The following is a 14,968-nucleotide window of genomic DNA, read 5'->3' as shown; positions in this document are numbered from 1 at the left end:
AATTATTCGCTAATCAATGGGCATTAAAATTCTGAAGAAGTAATAGTTCGTTTAACCAAGTTTCAAGTTGTAAATGCAAGCGATAACTAAAAACTTCCTTTTTAGCATCGATATGAGACAGTAATGTAGAAGCACGATTATAAGTAGTCAGCGCACAATTCCAATCACCCCAAAGATGATAAGTTCTGCCATATTCAACCCAAATGTAAGCTTCTAGTTGACCGAAAAGCAGCGCTGTCTCAAAATTCTCAATTGCCTCTTCGTATTGCCCTAAGTCACGTAAGGTAATGCCTCGATTAATCCTAGCTCGAATATATATAGGATTTAAATTAATTGCGCGATCGTAGTCGGCGATCGCTGCTGCTAAGTCTCCACAACTAACATAGTAATTTGCTCGATTATTATAGGCAGCCACTAATTTCTTATTTAGTTGTAGAGCAGTGTTATAGTCACAAAAAGCTTTTTGTTTTTCACCACTCTGGAAATAGATTAGCCCCCGATTGTTGTAATCGATAGCATTATTAGAATCGCGGTCAAGTAATTTATTAAACAATGCGATCGCCTCATGATAATATCCTTTTTGAGCCAAGTTTAAAGCACTAGAGCGGAGATAATTTTTATCAAAAACTAATTTGCTGCTTTCTTTGGGATTCTGCTCAAGGTCGCTAATTGTATTAGATAATACAAATGCACGAGAATTCTTTTGTAGGATTTTAGAAGCTATTGGCATATATTATTGACCTTGACGATGTGAAAGATGACTTCTATGTATTTATGGGTGTAAGCAAATTGATATTATGCGTTCAAAAAATCAAACAGCTTAATTTAAGAAAATTTTTAGAATTAACAGTTGTGTTTTGTTAAGATTCTAAAGAAAATATATTTCTCAAGGATATCTAAATAAAAGTATGATAAAAGTACTTAGCAGTAAACAATAACTACTTTTTGCTACGGCTATATACGTTTTAGTAAGATAATAAAGCCAGATATTACGCTGAGAAATTGCTTCTGTAAAGCTGCCGCTAGTGAAAATGAGTATGAGGCAAAGTCAGTGAGAAAAATAAGATATCGATTTTTCCTTGTAGTGCAAAGCTTTCTAAAAAGTATTATCGTGACTTGCAAAAGTTGCTTTTATTCTAAGAAGTGGTTAAAAAGAATTACAATAGCTGTCTTAGCTGCCTTGTTAAGCGTTTCGGGAATTTCAGTTCCTGCCTTCTCTCAATTTACTCAGACCCAGCCAAATGCTCAACTATTGGTTGAACAAGGCCGAAAACTCTATGAAACTGGACAGTTATCTGAAGCAGTAATAATTTTGCAGCAAGCAACAGATGCTTTTAATCTGCAAAAAGACGAACTAGGAAAGGCAATGGCGTTAAGCAATCTTTCGTTAGTCTTTAAGCAACTTGGACAGTGGAAAAAAGCAGAAGCTGCAATTACACAAAGTCTCAACCTTTTAAAAAACTCACAACTAAAAACTCAAAAGTTTGCAATAATCTTGGCACAAACTCTAGATATTCAAGGAAATCTGCAATTAGAACTAGGCAGAACTGAACAAGCTTTAGACTCATGGAAGCAATCTGCTAGTACCTATGCTCAAGCAGGTGATGAAGTTGGTAGTATCCGCAGTTTGATTAACCAAAGTATGGCAGAGCAAGCATTAGGGCTTTACCATCAAGCTCGCACCACCTTAGAAGAGTTACAACCCCGTCTTGAACAGCAACCAAACTCACTTGTTAAAGCTACTGCTTTACGTAGCTTTGGTGATGTTCTGCAATTAGTCGGTGATTTAGAACTATCCTTCAAAGTTTTACAACAAAGCCGAGACATCGCCAAAAAATTACAATCTCCTTCAGAAATAAGTGCTACACTGCTGAGTTTAGGTAATACCGCACTAGCTTTAGGTAATAGAGAAACCTCGCAGCAAGACAGTATCAGTTTTGAAAACTATACTCCCTTGCATTGTATTAACAAATCTGTCTCTACAGAATCTGTCAAATTTTATCAACAAGCAGCCCAATTCTACGAAGAAGCTGTCACCACAGCAACCTCACCACTCTCACAAATCCAAGCCCAACTTAATCATTTGAGTATATTGTTGAAACTTCAGCAATGGTCACAAGCTAAGAAATTATCTTCTGAAATACAAGTAAAGCTAGCTAAAATCCCCCCAAGTCACACAGCAAATTATGCACAAATTAATTTTGCTCAGAACTTAGTATGCTTAAAACAAGCTACCAACGCAGACATTCCTTCATCGAAAGAAATTGCTCAAATTTTAGCGACATCTGTACAGCAAGCTAGAAGCATGGATGATGAACGTTCAGTTGCTTATGCTTTAGGCGCATTGGGTGGATTATACCTAGAAAACCAAGACTTAATTAATGCTCAAAAACTGACACAGGAAGCTTTAATGGTAGCCCAAGCGATAAAAGCTGGTGATATAGCTTATTTGTGGCAATGGCAACTAGGGTACATACTTAGAATACAAGGAGATGTGACTGGAGCGATCGCTAACTACACTGAAGCGGTAAATACTCTCAAATATTTACGTAATGATTTAATTGCTCTCAATCCAGATGTACAATTTTCCTTTCGGGATAATATAGAACCCGTTTACCGACAATTAGTTGATTTACTTTTGCAACCTTCATCTACAGTTAGTTCAAAAAGCATTAGTCAAAAAAATTTAAAGCAAGCTCGTGGCATACTTGAAACACTCCAACTAGCTGAACTAGAAAACTTTTTCCGAGAAGCTTGTTTAAAAGCCGTACCCGAACAAATTGATGAGGTAGTTGATAAAACAGATGGCACCGCAGCAGTAATTTATCCCATTATTTTGGCAGACCATCTAGACATTATTCTCAAGTTACCAAATCAAACTGAATTATCTCATTACACAATTAATGAAAAATTCAGAGATGTTGAAAGTATTTTAGAAAAATTACAAAAATATTTGAGAGAACCAGACAGGATCAACGATGTTAATAAGTTATCTCAACAGGTCTATAGTTGGCTAATTCAACCTTTAGAAAGTGAATTAGAAAGGAAGAATATAAAAACCCTAGTATTTGTACTAGATGGTGACTTACGGAATATTCCAATGGCGGTTTTATACGATCGGGAACACCAAAAATATTTAATTCAAAAATATGCTATATCCTTAGCTCCAGGTTTACAATTAATTGAACCAAAATCTTTACAAAAAGTACAGATAAATGGATTAATTGCCGGAGTAAGTGAGCAACGCCAAATTGAAGGACGTTCATTTGCTAAACTCAAAAATGTAGAAGTTGAATTACAACAAATTCAAACAGCTATACCTAGAAATGCAGAACTATTTAATCAAGCCTTTACCAAAATAAATTTACAGAATCAAATAAAAAAAATACCATATACAGTAGTTCATATAGCAACTCATGGTGAGTTTAGTTCTAATCCCGATAAAACATTTATTTTAACTTGGGAACAACTATTAAAAGTTAAGGATTTTGATAATTTAATTCGGCTCAGTGGACAAAGAGAATCCAGCGCTATTGAACTACTTGTCTTAAGTGCTTGTGAAACTGCTCAAGGAGACAACCGAGCTACTTTAGGGCTTGCTGGTATAGCAGTCCGTGCAGGCGCTCGAAGTACCTTAGCAACTTTGTGGGCGGTAGATGATAAATCTACTGCTCAATTTATGAGTCAGTTTTATCAAGAATTAGAAAATAATAAAGTAACTAAAGCTGAAGCTGTTCGTCGCGCTCAAATTCAGCTATTGACTGATTATGAAATCCCTTATTTATGGGCACCATACATTTTGATCGGAAACTGGCTTTAAAAAGCACAAGGAACAATAAGTAGGGGCATTTGTGCGTCCCTACTGTTTAATTTTTACTTCTCCTACAAGAGGTTTTTGGGACAAATTTTCTAGTTCAATATTTCTCAGGAGACTAGCCCATTCATTGTCTAAAGTTGCATTTTTGGGTTCAGTAAGGCGGAGTTTTGCTAACTCTGTCAGGGCTGAATACCAAATACCATTTTGAGTATATATTTGAATGCGATCGCGTATTGTGGTAGCTGTTTTTAACTGCCTTTCCAAGTCAAACTTAAGTGCTATACGTTGTACCCATCCGCGCACAAATACAGAGTCAAATTTTTGTTGATTACAATAAACTTTAAAGTACCATTGGTATCTTTTATTAACTTCTAGCGGTACAGATGATGGTAAAGCAAAGCTAACAATACCTGGTATCTCAGGTAGGGTAAAAGAAGCCCGGTAAATGTCGTTGTTTGCTTCATCTTGCAAGACAAATTCTCCGCTAGGTACATCTTTAAGTTGATAGGGTACAAACACCCAAAAGGTGGGATTCGCTTCAACAACTGAGCTTACTGTTTTTTCAGGTATTAAGGCTATAAGTGGTACTTCCACAGATGGACAGTTACCACGGCTACCTGCTCCTCCTCGTTGAGTAGGTCTACCTCTACTCGATCCGTCTTGTGGTGGTTGATTACCACTGCTAGTTGGCTGCTGAGACTTTGCTATCAATGTTAAAGGATAACTAGTACAGCTAAACAATGCCACAAGTAGAGCGATCGGAAATTTACTTTGAGATAGAGAAAATATTTTCTGTATATTTTTTAGTTTCATAGTTAGATATAAATACTCAATATTCTCAAATCACTGACAATCTTACCATTGGTGTCAAGCTCAGAAAAATAGAATCTTGTTAAACTGAAATTCAGATGAGGATTTTTTACTTTTATATCTTAAATGGATATAACAGAAATCAAATTATGCATCTGTGAATTCTGTTCGATAATTGTTAAGAGAGAGCGTGGCAGCTGATAGATCAGTAAATGCGCTCGTCTTCACCTATCCTGTCTGATAGTTACAACTTGGCAGCAAACCGGGATACGACCATTTAAAATCACATAGATAATTTATACAATTTTTATTTGAAAATTGCATAAATTGATTTATTTAATACCCATTAGAAGTATAGAGGTATAATAAACGGAGTTGAAGTTCTGCCCTTTCTTTGATTAATTTATGTAAAATGCAAAAAAAATATGAAAAAACGTGAAGGTATCATCCACCAATTTTCAAGTTTTCTTAGCTTAATAAACGACCACAAAAATTTTAATTTTGTTTGGCAAGTTGATATAGACCTAAAACGGGATATAAGTTCTTTAACGCAGTTAGAGCCAGATGCTAAAGAAGAATATTGGGCACGTTATTTTCTAAAAATACTTAGAGAGGTATCACCGCAAGAGTTACTTAAAATTTGTTCTCAAACGGAGAATGAACAAAAGCTTAGTGTCTCTAGATCATCGGCAGAAAAAATATCAAAGTCTTCTTGCAGAGCAGAGAAACATTTGTCTGCATACTTACAGGAGGCTTGTCTTTGGGCAGCTAGAAAAAGCTATCAAAGATTTAAGTTTATCCAGCATAAATATCCATTAGAAGAATACTTTCAAATAGCTAACTTAGCTATCTTTCCTCCAGCCAAACTTTTCAAAAGTTTTGATTTTGAGCGTTCTCAAAGCAATATAGAAGGTTATGCTAAAACATCTATCATCCGTTTTATTAGTAATACCATTTATCAGAAAGACTTAGAAGGTAAAAGAGAAAAATTTTCTAACTACGGTCTTTTAAAAGATTTGACTAAAAAAGAGATGCAGGAAGCTTTAACTATAAAAGGAATAAATCAGAACCGTGTTAGTTTATATTGTCTAACTTGGCAATGCTTAGAGCAAATTTATCAACCAAACCAAAGGCAAGGAAGTCGTAGTTTAGAAACGCCTAGTGACGAATGTTTTCAGGCAATTGCATCATTATATAATGAACGGTGTAATCAATTAGGATTTATGGAAGCACCAGCTTCAAAGGATAGAATTCAAGAAATATTAGAAATTTGTATCCAAGCTGCTCGTGATTACAGAACAAAGTCTTTTCTGCCTTTAGAAAACTACGAAAATTTAACTGATAGTCGGTATACTGCCTTAGATAATCTTGTCCAAGAAGAAGAATGGCAGCAAGTAAGCTCACTTATTTCAAGCTTATTTTCAACTATCTCAGAGACTAGCCAAATAATGTTAATACTGTGGCTAGGATTAAACTTAACTCAAAGTGAGATGGCAGTAGTTTTAAAAAATAAATATCCTGAACTCCAGAAACAATATCAAGTAGCTAGACAGTTAGCAAGATATAATAAAATACTATTAAAAGACTTTATTAAAGAATCTCAGAAAGTTTATCCGGAAATTTCTTTGAATGAAGACAAAGATATTGAAATTATCAAAGAATCATTAGATGAATGCTTACAGTTACACTGTCAGAAAATCTGTAAATCTGCTTTAGATAAAATTACTCAAGAATGGCAGATTCAAGATAAGATAGGTGTTTTAGAATTGGAGTTGACAGACCAAGAAAAAATAGATAGAAAGTTGGTACATTCAAGCTTGAAGGGATCTATTAGTAGAAATGAAGTAAATGAAAATGTGAGAGAAGCTTTTATGTACCAACTAGAAATAGATATGGGTTTACCTAAAAATTCTTTAGTGGTAGCCAGCAATAAACTAGCTAATTTTGTAAATGAATGGCTAAAAGATAAATTTTTAATTAAGACTAGGAATTAATCTTATGACAATTAGCTTAAATGATTTGACTCTAATTTATCCTGAACATTTATGTTTAGATATATCAAAGCAAGAGCAAGAAACTGCATGGCACGAAACGATGCAAGAGTCTTACTCAAACACAGCTACTCGCTGGAATGCTTACCTAAATAATTTATCTTTAAATGCTTTTTTAAATTGGTTGCAAGAAGACCCAGATTTGCAAGTAATGCCTAGATTATGCTTTCCAAAAGCTGAATTACCGAGTATTTGGGAATTAGTAAATGGCTCTGTGTTAACTCTAGGTGAGACTCGATTAGCGTTAATTCCCAGCGATAAAAGTTCCTTTCCAGAGTTTCGGATTCCTCAAGAATGGATTGATATTCCTAGTTGGTCAGCCCATTACTATCTAGCGGTGCAGTTAAATTTAGAAGAAGGTTGGCTGCGGATATCGGGTTATACTAACTATCAACAAATTCGGGAGCAAGCTATTTATGACCCAATGGATCGAACTTATTGTTTAGATGCAGAATATTTGATTGCAGACTTAAATGTGATGTGGGTAGCACAAGAACTTTGTCCTCCCAAAATACCAGAGATTAAATCTTTAGCAACTTTGTCAAAAGTACAAACAGACCAATTACTGGAACAATTGAGTAAGTGGACTTTTTCTTCGCCAAGACTTAATGTCCCCTTTGATGTGTGGGGAGCATTTTTGGCGGTGGATGAATTGCGGCAGCATCTCTATCAGAAAAGATTGAAAAAGCAAAACAATAATCAAGTTGAAGCCAGCTATGTGGGTAGTAACTTGAGTTTATGGTTTCAAAATATCTTTAGTGTGGGTTGGCAAAATTTGGATACTTTATTATCACCACAACAAAAAACTTTAGCCGTTCAATTCAGAAGTGATTTGGGGTTGAATGAGGGATATGTTAAACGAGCCAAGTTAATTGATTTAGGAATGGAAGTTGGGGGTAGTGCAGTTGTGTTGTTAATTGGCCTTAAAACAGAGGTTGATGGCAAAATCGGTCTGCGCGTACAGTTACATCCAGCAAATGCAGAACCTTATTTAATACCTAATCTCAAGCTAATTTTGCTTTCACAAACAGGGACAATTCTTCAGGAAGTCACTTCCAGAAGTCACGATCATTATATTCAACTCAAAAAATTCAAATCTTCTCCCGGAATTCGGTTTAGTATACAAGTTGCTCTTGATAATGTCAGTATAAAAGAGGATTTTCTACTGGAAGCACTTGATGACTGATAGCCATGACTAAATTAGTCGTGTTGAACTTAGGAAAGGGTAACTTGAAGCAGGGATTTGCTACCGTTACAGCACAGTTGTACAACTATAGCAACCCTATACCGATACAATTTACAGGTAGCTTGCCTGCGGCTCTAGAACTTATAGAACTCTACAGACGTTGGCAGTTACTCTATTTGTTGCTGCATGAGACTCTTTTCCCTGGTCAACGTTGGCATAGAAATATGTCAAACGATGCAGGTATTGAAATTGATACAGAAGATATAACTAATATTTCCTCTGTTGAGTTTAGTAATTTATGTGACAATTTACAAAATGAAATTAATGTTTGGCTGAAATCTGAGCTATTTCGCAACATTGACCAGAAATTACGCACTAAGTTAAATCCTCATGAAGAAATTCGGATTATTCTAGAAACAGAAGACGACCAAGTTCGTCGGCTACCCTGGCATTTATGGGATTTCTTTGAGGATTACCATAAGGCAGTATTTGGTTTAAGCGCTCCTGAAGTAGATGAAGTTAAACCATTACGCAAACCTACTACAAATAAACTTAGAATATTAGCGATTCTTGGTAATAGTGAAGGAATTGATATTCAACAAGACCGGGCAATACTTGAACAACTACCAGAAACGGAGACTGTTTTTCTGATTGAGCCACAGCGCAGGGAGTTAGATCAATGGCTTTGGGACAAGAAAGGCTGGGATATTCTCTTTTTTGCCGGACATGGTTCGAGTCAAGCTGATGGTGAAATAGGTCAAATTTATATCAATCAAACTGATAGTTTAACAATTTCTCAGTTAAAAAATGGACTGAAAGCAGCGATCGCTAGGGGTTTGCAATTGGCAATTTTTAACTGCTGTGATGGACTAGGATTAGTACGACAATTGGCATCGCTGCACATTCCCCAAATGATTGTCATGCGGGAAGCAGTACCAGATCGGGTTGCTCAAGAATTTTTAAAGCACTTTCTAGAGGCTTTTGCTAATGGAGAATCTTGCCATTTGGCGATGCGGGAAGCTATAGAAAAGTTGCAGGGTCTAGAAAGCAGCTTTCCCTGTGCTAGTTGGCTACCAGTGATGTGTCAAAATCCAACGGCGATGTCGTTGGTATTGGCGAACAAAGTAGACTCTCAACCTACTAGCTGGCATAGCCGAAATATTATTGAGACAATTTTTAAAGTCAGTATAGTTACGACTGCCTTGATAATGGGGATGCGCTCCGTTGGCATGTTGCAGTCATGGGAGCTTATGGCTTTTGATGCAATGATGCGATCGCGACCTGATGAAGGACAAGATCCACGTATTTTAGTCGTTACCGTCACTGAAGCTGATGTGCGATCGCAACCAGCCAAAGAAAGAGGTGGAGCTTCACTATCAGACCGCGCCCTAGCTCAAGTTGTAGAAAAATTAGAGCAGTTTCAACCGCGAGTCATTGGCTTAGATATCTATCGAGAGAATCACGTAGATAAAAAGTATAATAAGTTATCTAAATTAATGCAAAAAAGCGATCGCTTTTTTGCAATATGCGAAGTTAGTGAGGAAAACAAAAACAGTGGTGTTTCGCCACCCCCTGAAGTTCCCAAACAAAACTTGGGTTTTAGTGACGTTATACCCGATCCCGATGGCATTATCCGCCGTCAAATATTGGCTATGGCTCCTGCATCGCCCTGCAACGTTGATAAATCTTTTAGCTTTCAATTAGCAAATCGTTACTTGCTTGCTCTTGGTATTCAGTCCAAACTAACTACAGAAAAAAACTGGCAGTTTGGGAATGTTGTCTTTAAAAACTTAGAGTCAAATAGCGGCGGCTATCACAGAATCGATAATCTAGGTCATCAAGTGCTACTTAATTATCGCTCTTCCCATCAAGCTGCTATACAAGTAACTCTAGCAAATGTTTTGAACAATAAACTCACTTCTGATTTAGTGAAGAATCGGATCATTCTCATTGGTACAAGTGCTGAAAGTTTTCATGATTATTGGTCTACACCATATAGCGCCAGTCAGTGGTCGTATAATCAAATGCCAGGGGTGATGCTTCAAGCACAGATGGTGAGTCAGATTCTCAGTGCCGTTTTAGATAATCGTCCACTATTGTGGATGTTACCAAAGTGGGGTGAATTTATTTGGGTATGGGGTTGGTCGTTAATTGGAGGCATAATTGTTTGGCAATTTCGATCGTGGTTAAGATTGGGATTGGCAGGAGTGGCAACTGTTTGCATTTTATATGGTGTATCCTTTGGTCTGTTGCTCCAAGGAGTCTGGATACCTATAGTGCCATCAGTTTTAGTTTTGATAGTTAGTGGCGTTAGTGTAGCTATTTATTATATATATTCTTTAAGTGGCCAACGTAATCAATAGACCTATTACAGAATAAGTGCAGGTTAATTTTTTCTAGTTACACATTTTCTTTCAATAAAACTCAAAATTTCTTCCTCAAATGCTGTCAAATACGGTCGCTTCAGTTCTCCTAAACACTTCAAAACTGCCTCTGCTGGTGCTTCTAAACTTGCCACCGTCCCTTAACCTATAAATGCGATCGCTGATTAACTGCATCTGCTGACATTCCGACTTCAAGTAATTCAGTAGCTTTAAGTGGTCAATTCTGACAGAGTAAAGGAATTACTCAGTACCCTAACGATTGATGAGCGGTTGGGTGTGATGCTGGAGTTTGAGGATGTTGACCCTGAAAGGTTTGCTCAATTGGTGACAGATGCGCCGCATTGGACTGAATGAATGGCTTGATTTACTCAAGTTATAGAATAGTTGACTGTGTTAATTCCTCAAACATCGCATTTTCAACCTGGCTTTATTGCGCTTGCTCCATGTAAATAATTTCCTAAATATGACAGTTTAAGTCAGCAAACCCGTGTCCGTACAAAAAACTGTGGTCTTGTGGTTCATTGTAGGTTGCTCCATCGGCGGTAAGTGCAGGGAGCAACCATCGCATCGCATCAACTTTTTCTCGGCTTGATGAAGATAAACATACAAGCACCTCATCCCTAACAAGAGAGACTCAAGCTTTCGCCAAAAACTCATCTAGGCAGTCAAAAGTGGAGTTCCACCCTTCGATCACACCCATCTGTTCATGCTTACGCCGATCCTCAATAGACTCATGTATAATCTGGAGCGTGAGTTTGGTATTGCCATCTAAATCCTCGAAAATGACTGTTATAACCATTTCCTTCGGCAAATCAACGTTCACTACCTTTTCAAAGCCTTCATCAAATTCATCAGTGGTAACAATCTTATAAAAGGGTACGATTTCACGAAAGACACCTTTAACTGGGTACTCCCTGCCGTCTGGGCCAGTCATCACGTAGCGCCATTTCCCACCGGGACGCAGATCCATCTCAATCACACGGGTTGTGAAACCTTTGGGCCCCCACCACTGCGCTAAGTGTTTAGGATCAGTCCATGCTTGGAACACAAGTTCGCGCGGCGCTTTCAAGACGCGGGTGATCACGATGTCACGTTGAGATTGAGCATCAGTGTCATCATTTTTGTTGCTCATTTTGTTTCTCCTGAGTTTGTAATTCGTGCAGGTAATTATCAAGCTGATCAAGCCTCTGTTCCCACAATTGACGATATTGCTCAATCCAATCCGCCGCGTCCCTGAGCGGCTGTGCTTTAATCTGGCAGGGTCGCCATTGAGCTTCGCGACCCCGCGAGATCAGTCCAGCACGTTCTAGCACCTTGAGATGCTTTGAAATTGCAGGAAGACTCATCTTAAAAGGCTTCGCTAACTCACTCACCGATGCCTCACCCTTGGCGAGGTGAGCCAGAATTGCACGCCGTGTAGGATCGGCTAGGGCAGCAAAGGTAAGGCTCAGTTGTTCGTTAGACATTTTTGTTTAACCTAATGGTTAATTAACTACTAGGTTAAATGTACTATTGAAGAATGTCAAGCGCCCACTTAAGGGAAATCCGCGTGTAAGTAGCAATGGAACGAATCTCAGTTTGCAGTACTCCAGATTGCACCATTGGTAGTTGGGTAAGTGCTGCTTGTACTGACTCTAGATTGGTTGCTTCGTATATCAAAACAGCTCCACTCATATCAGCAATATAATAAACACTGCGAATGTGGTCGGCTGCATAGTACTCCCAAATCTTCGCGGATTCCAGTTTCACATTGGAATATATGCATTTATCACCTGAAGATGCAGTCGGCATTGGCGATGCAGAGAATGACCATGATTTCCTGAGTATTTGTGGTTATTCAGTAGCAGTTGCCAATGCTTTGCCAACGCTAAAAGAGCGCGTGGATTTTGTGACTAATGGCAGTCGAGGCGATGGTGTTATAGAACTAATCGAAAAACTCATTTCCTCAGATTAGTCATGCCTATGGCGGCAAATTAAGCCATAAGATTATTCCATTCTCAATAGAATCTACTACATTTCATATAAATGCCATACATTAGTCGCAGCAAAGTCATAGATGCTGGTTGATTTACCGATACTTTATTAAAAGTAAATTCTCTAAGCCTGAAAAATTATGCTGTTTTTGGCAGTGGCAAATACAAGCTGCGGCAGTGGTAGTGAAGTAAATCTAGACTTTGCTAACCTCGGCTGGGTTGAAGTGAGCTTTTTGGGTATTGTTCAGGGAATTACAGAACTGTTGCCTATTAGTAGTACTGCCCATTTGCGGATAGTACCTACTTTACTGGGAATGCAAGATCCTGGATCTGCTTTTTCAGCAGCTATGCAGTTAGCTAGCTTAACGGCTGTTTTGGTTTATTTTTGGCAAGACTTAAAAAAGTTAACAGGCGAGACATTTAGAGCTATTACTGGGCAAGATTATCAATCTAGTTCTTTACGATTAATGTTGGGCTTATTGCTAGGAACTCTGCCGATAATTGTTACAGGCGCACTACTCAAGCCGATTCTCAATGCCTGCAATTCACCAATGCGAGGGTTAATCGTTATTAGTGCAGCCTCTATTATTATGTCTGGATTGTTAGCGATCGCAGAAAAGTGCAGAAGGGGCACTCGTACCTTTGACAAGCTAACCCTTCGAGATGGCATTTTGGTAGGAATTGCTCAAGCCTTTGCCTTGATTCCCGGTGTTTCTCGCTCTGGTTCTACCCTAACCGCAGGGATGTTCTTGGGTATGGAACGGGAAACATCAGCGCGATTTTCTTTTCTGTTGGGCTTACCAGCAGTGATTTTGGCAGGTGCTGTAGAACTCCACACCCTATTTAAAGCTGGGTTAAGCGCATCTGGCTGGTTGACTTTATTAGTAGGTTTAATCTGTGCCAGTATTTCCGCCTTTTTGGCGATTTGGGGACTCTTACACTATTTGGAAAAACACAGTACTTGGATTTTCGTTTTTTACCGTTTTGCGATGGGTATATTTTTAATAGTCGCTGTGATGCTTGGTTGGTTACAGAATTGATTTAAACTTTGTCGCTCAACAACTTTACCCACAAACTTTTATTCTGCTAGCTTGTGTTTGAAATTTTCTGACAGTAATTTGGTTAATGCATCGGGGTATAGCCGCCAGTTAAATAATCCGGCTAGTCCCATCAACAAGCCAGATATAGTTGGTAGCAAAGCGGCGTAGAACCAATTACTGCTCAAGAGAAATATTGGCCGAGTAGATATGCCATCTACGTTGCTTTGGAGTTGAGCCAGGAACGTTATTGACTCGTCTCAGCTTATAGCTACCATGAAAACGCTGTGGAGTTCCATTGCTAGTAACAGAAGTAACAGTAACGGGAATTTCAATATATAGCGAGCCTGTTGCTCCTTCTAAAGAACCCGGTTTTCCGACTTCTTCAACAACGGATACGGTGTTAGCAAAACCCTGCTGAAATTCCTCAAATGATTGCTTACTGGCAGTACCATCTCCATCCCAAGCCAAGTAAGCTTGTTTATAGTCTTGGCGAGCGATGGCATCATAATAATCATGAATGAGTTGGACTGCTTGTTGTTCTTGAGACTGGTTATTTACAGGCTTTTGTGTGCCAGAGGCGGGTGGAGAAGATGGATTAGAGGTGTCCGAAAGATTTGCCAGCGTTGGGCGATTGGTAGATGCTAGTTGTGATGTAGCAGAGTTATTACAAGCTGTAATAGACGTAGCAAGCAATAAAACTCCAATGACTGTATAACGCTGTTTTAACCAGATACAAAAAGAAAAGTTGATATTGAACAAAGCTATCTCCTGTGGAATCTGCACTAGTAGCCTGATAAATTCAGCATACTTGAATTTATTGGTTACAGCCATTGACAAATTAAGATGAATATAAGGTTGAGTGAAACAAGAGAATAGATACTTGTTGATAGAATGCCTGTATTGGTGTTGGGTTAGATGTAAAGGGTGTACGATTCACAATACCTTTGCTAAAAACAGAGATGTCTAACTTTTGCTGAAACAGTCCAACACAATGATGTGCTTAATTATTGACCAAAACCTATAACCCTCACCCAGATGTACAGGAAAGTCAAAATTACTTCCGCAAAACTATACAGGATTTTATTAACTCAGTTTTTTTGATGGCAAAAAGAAGCCTGTAAAATATTAAGTTTGTTCTATATCAAGCCTCGTAAATTGGCAAAGTATTGCTACTTGAAAAGTCTTTATTAACTAAATACCTACGTTCGGGATTGGAAAAACTAAATCTTCATTTCGATCCACCGCCAAAGCCGCTTGAGCATTTGCCGCAACCATGTATTGCTTTTGTAGTGTATTTTAGCAATTTTACCGAAAGCAAAGTGAAGTGCGAAAGTATGGTTTTTTGAATTAGGGACACTTCGACCCTTTGGCAAAGCTTAGGGCAACGCAAGCTTAGAGCATCGCTGAGGATTGGGAAGATAAGTTAAAACTAGGGTGAGTAAATTTTTGCAAGTCGATGCGATCGCATTGTTAGCCCATACAATCGCATTGTCAGTCGATACAATGGCATTGTTAGCCGATGCAATGGCATTGTCAGCCGATACAATAACATTGTTAACCGATGCAATGGCATTGTTAGCCGATGCAATCGCAATGTAACCCAAAACAATGGCATTGTTAGTCAAAACAATGGCAATGTAACCCAAAACAATAGTATTGTCAGTAGATACAATGGTATTGTAAGAGTATACAATAACAATGCAGAAG

The 14,968-nt window shown here is 38.2% G+C and carries 16 protein-coding genes; 8 read left to right on the top strand and 8 right to left on the bottom strand.

Translation table 11 applies throughout. The features are described from left to right. Positions 1 to 13: 13 nt before the first annotated feature. Positions 14 to 730: a tetratricopeptide repeat protein gene (locus tag HWQ39_RS33185; RefSeq protein ID WP_292854294.1), complete on the bottom strand. Its 717-nt coding sequence runs from the start codon at positions 728 to 730 to the stop codon at positions 14 to 16. Positions 731 to 1,111: 381 nt separating this feature from the next. On the opposite strand from HWQ39_RS33185, the gene HWQ39_RS33180 reads away from it, so the two are divergent. Then, positions 1,112 to 3,820, top strand: coding sequence for a CHAT domain-containing protein (locus HWQ39_RS33180; protein ID WP_292854292.1), 2,709 nt, complete (start codon positions 1,112 to 1,114; stop codon positions 3,818 to 3,820). Between the two features lie 39 nt (positions 3,821 to 3,859). Here the strand turns inward: HWQ39_RS33180 and HWQ39_RS33175 are convergent, their stop codons facing one another. Further along, entirely contained in the window at positions 3,860 to 4,630 is a 771-nt protein-coding gene (locus tag HWQ39_RS33175; protein WP_292854290.1) for a DUF928 domain-containing protein, read from the bottom strand. 422 nt (positions 4,631 to 5,052) lie between these two features. Between HWQ39_RS33175 and HWQ39_RS33170 the strand changes: the two genes are divergently transcribed. The 4 genes from HWQ39_RS33170 to HWQ39_RS33155 all read left to right on the top strand — a co-directional run bounded on the left by HWQ39_RS33170 (position 5,053) and on the right by HWQ39_RS33155 (position 10,602). Beyond that, on the top strand, positions 5,053 to 6,621 hold the full coding sequence (locus tag HWQ39_RS33170) for a sigma-70 family RNA polymerase sigma factor (RefSeq protein WP_292854289.1): 1,569 nt from the start codon (positions 5,053 to 5,055) through the stop codon (positions 6,619 to 6,621). A gap of 4 nt (positions 6,622 to 6,625) precedes the next feature. After that, positions 6,626 to 7,864, top strand: coding sequence for a DUF1822 family protein (locus HWQ39_RS33165; RefSeq protein WP_292854287.1), 1,239 nt, complete (start codon positions 6,626 to 6,628; stop codon positions 7,862 to 7,864). A gap of 5 nt (positions 7,865 to 7,869) precedes the next feature. Then, positions 7,870 to 10,227 (top strand): CHASE2 domain-containing protein, encoded by a 2,358-nt coding sequence (locus HWQ39_RS33160; RefSeq protein WP_292854285.1) that lies wholly within the window; start codon positions 7,870 to 7,872, stop codon positions 10,225 to 10,227. A 234-nt stretch (positions 10,228 to 10,461) separates the two neighbouring features. Further along, entirely contained in the window at positions 10,462 to 10,602 is a 141-nt protein-coding gene (locus HWQ39_RS33155) for a hypothetical protein (protein WP_292854283.1), read from the top strand. 103 nt (positions 10,603 to 10,705) lie between these two features. On the opposite strand, the gene HWQ39_RS33150 is transcribed toward HWQ39_RS33155, so the two are convergent. From HWQ39_RS33150 to HWQ39_RS33135, 4 genes are read right to left on the bottom strand one after another with little or no spacing between them, the layout of a single operon-like run. Next, positions 10,706 to 10,861 (bottom strand): hypothetical protein, encoded by a 156-nt coding sequence (locus HWQ39_RS33150; RefSeq protein WP_292854281.1) that lies wholly within the window; start codon positions 10,859 to 10,861, stop codon positions 10,706 to 10,708. 21 nt (positions 10,862 to 10,882) lie between these two features. Beyond that, complete coding sequence (locus HWQ39_RS33145; RefSeq protein ID WP_292854279.1) at positions 10,883 to 11,380, bottom strand: SRPBCC domain-containing protein; 498 nt, start codon at positions 11,378 to 11,380, stop codon at positions 10,883 to 10,885. Beyond that, positions 11,364 to 11,714, bottom strand: coding sequence for a metalloregulator ArsR/SmtB family transcription factor (locus tag HWQ39_RS33140; protein WP_292854277.1), 351 nt, complete (start codon positions 11,712 to 11,714; stop codon positions 11,364 to 11,366). The genes HWQ39_RS33145 and HWQ39_RS33140 overlap by 17 nt, the downstream gene beginning before the upstream one ends. A 43-nt stretch (positions 11,715 to 11,757) precedes the next feature. Further along, entirely contained in the window at positions 11,758 to 11,997 is a 240-nt protein-coding gene (locus HWQ39_RS33135; protein WP_292854275.1) for a hypothetical protein, read from the bottom strand. A 10-nt stretch (positions 11,998 to 12,007) separates the two neighbouring features. On the opposite strand from HWQ39_RS33135, the gene HWQ39_RS33130 reads away from it, so the two are divergent. Together HWQ39_RS33130 and HWQ39_RS33125 are read left to right on the top strand one after the other, a co-directional pair. Beyond that, positions 12,008 to 12,202, top strand: a complete 195-nt coding sequence (locus tag HWQ39_RS33130) for an HAD hydrolase family protein (protein ID WP_292854273.1) — start codon at positions 12,008 to 12,010, stop codon at positions 12,200 to 12,202. 159 nt (positions 12,203 to 12,361) lie between these two features. Beyond that, positions 12,362 to 13,261, top strand: coding sequence for an undecaprenyl-diphosphate phosphatase (locus HWQ39_RS33125; protein WP_292854271.1), 900 nt, complete (start codon positions 12,362 to 12,364; stop codon positions 13,259 to 13,261). Positions 13,262 to 13,299: 38 nt separating this feature from the next. Here the strand turns inward: HWQ39_RS33125 and HWQ39_RS33120 are convergent, their stop codons facing one another. Together HWQ39_RS33120 and HWQ39_RS33115 are read right to left on the bottom strand one after the other, a co-directional pair. Then, positions 13,300 to 13,446 carry a hypothetical protein gene (locus HWQ39_RS33120; protein WP_292854269.1) on the bottom strand — a complete coding sequence of 49 codons (147 nt, stop codon included), beginning with the start codon at positions 13,444 to 13,446 and terminating at the stop codon, positions 13,300 to 13,302. Then, the gene (locus HWQ39_RS33115) at positions 13,436 to 14,092 is read right to left on the bottom strand and encodes a hypothetical protein (RefSeq protein WP_292854267.1); all 657 of its coding nucleotides are present in this window, start codon (positions 14,090 to 14,092) and stop codon (positions 13,436 to 13,438) included. The genes HWQ39_RS33120 and HWQ39_RS33115 overlap by 11 nt, the downstream gene beginning before the upstream one ends. A 603-nt stretch (positions 14,093 to 14,695) precedes the next feature. Between HWQ39_RS33115 and HWQ39_RS33110 the strand changes: the two genes are divergently transcribed. After that, a complete protein-coding gene (locus HWQ39_RS33110; RefSeq protein ID WP_292854265.1) occupies positions 14,696 to 14,860 on the top strand; it encodes a hypothetical protein in 165 nt (54 codons plus the stop codon). Positions 14,861 to 14,968: the final 108 nt, after the last annotated feature.

Source organism: Nostoc sp. NMS8, assembly GCF_017115045.1.
Lineage (GTDB): Bacteria > Cyanobacteriota > Cyanobacteriia > Cyanobacteriales > Nostocaceae > Nostoc.
The sequence above is the reverse complement of the archived record's forward strand: the minus strand, read 5'-3'. Positions and strand labels throughout refer to the sequence as shown.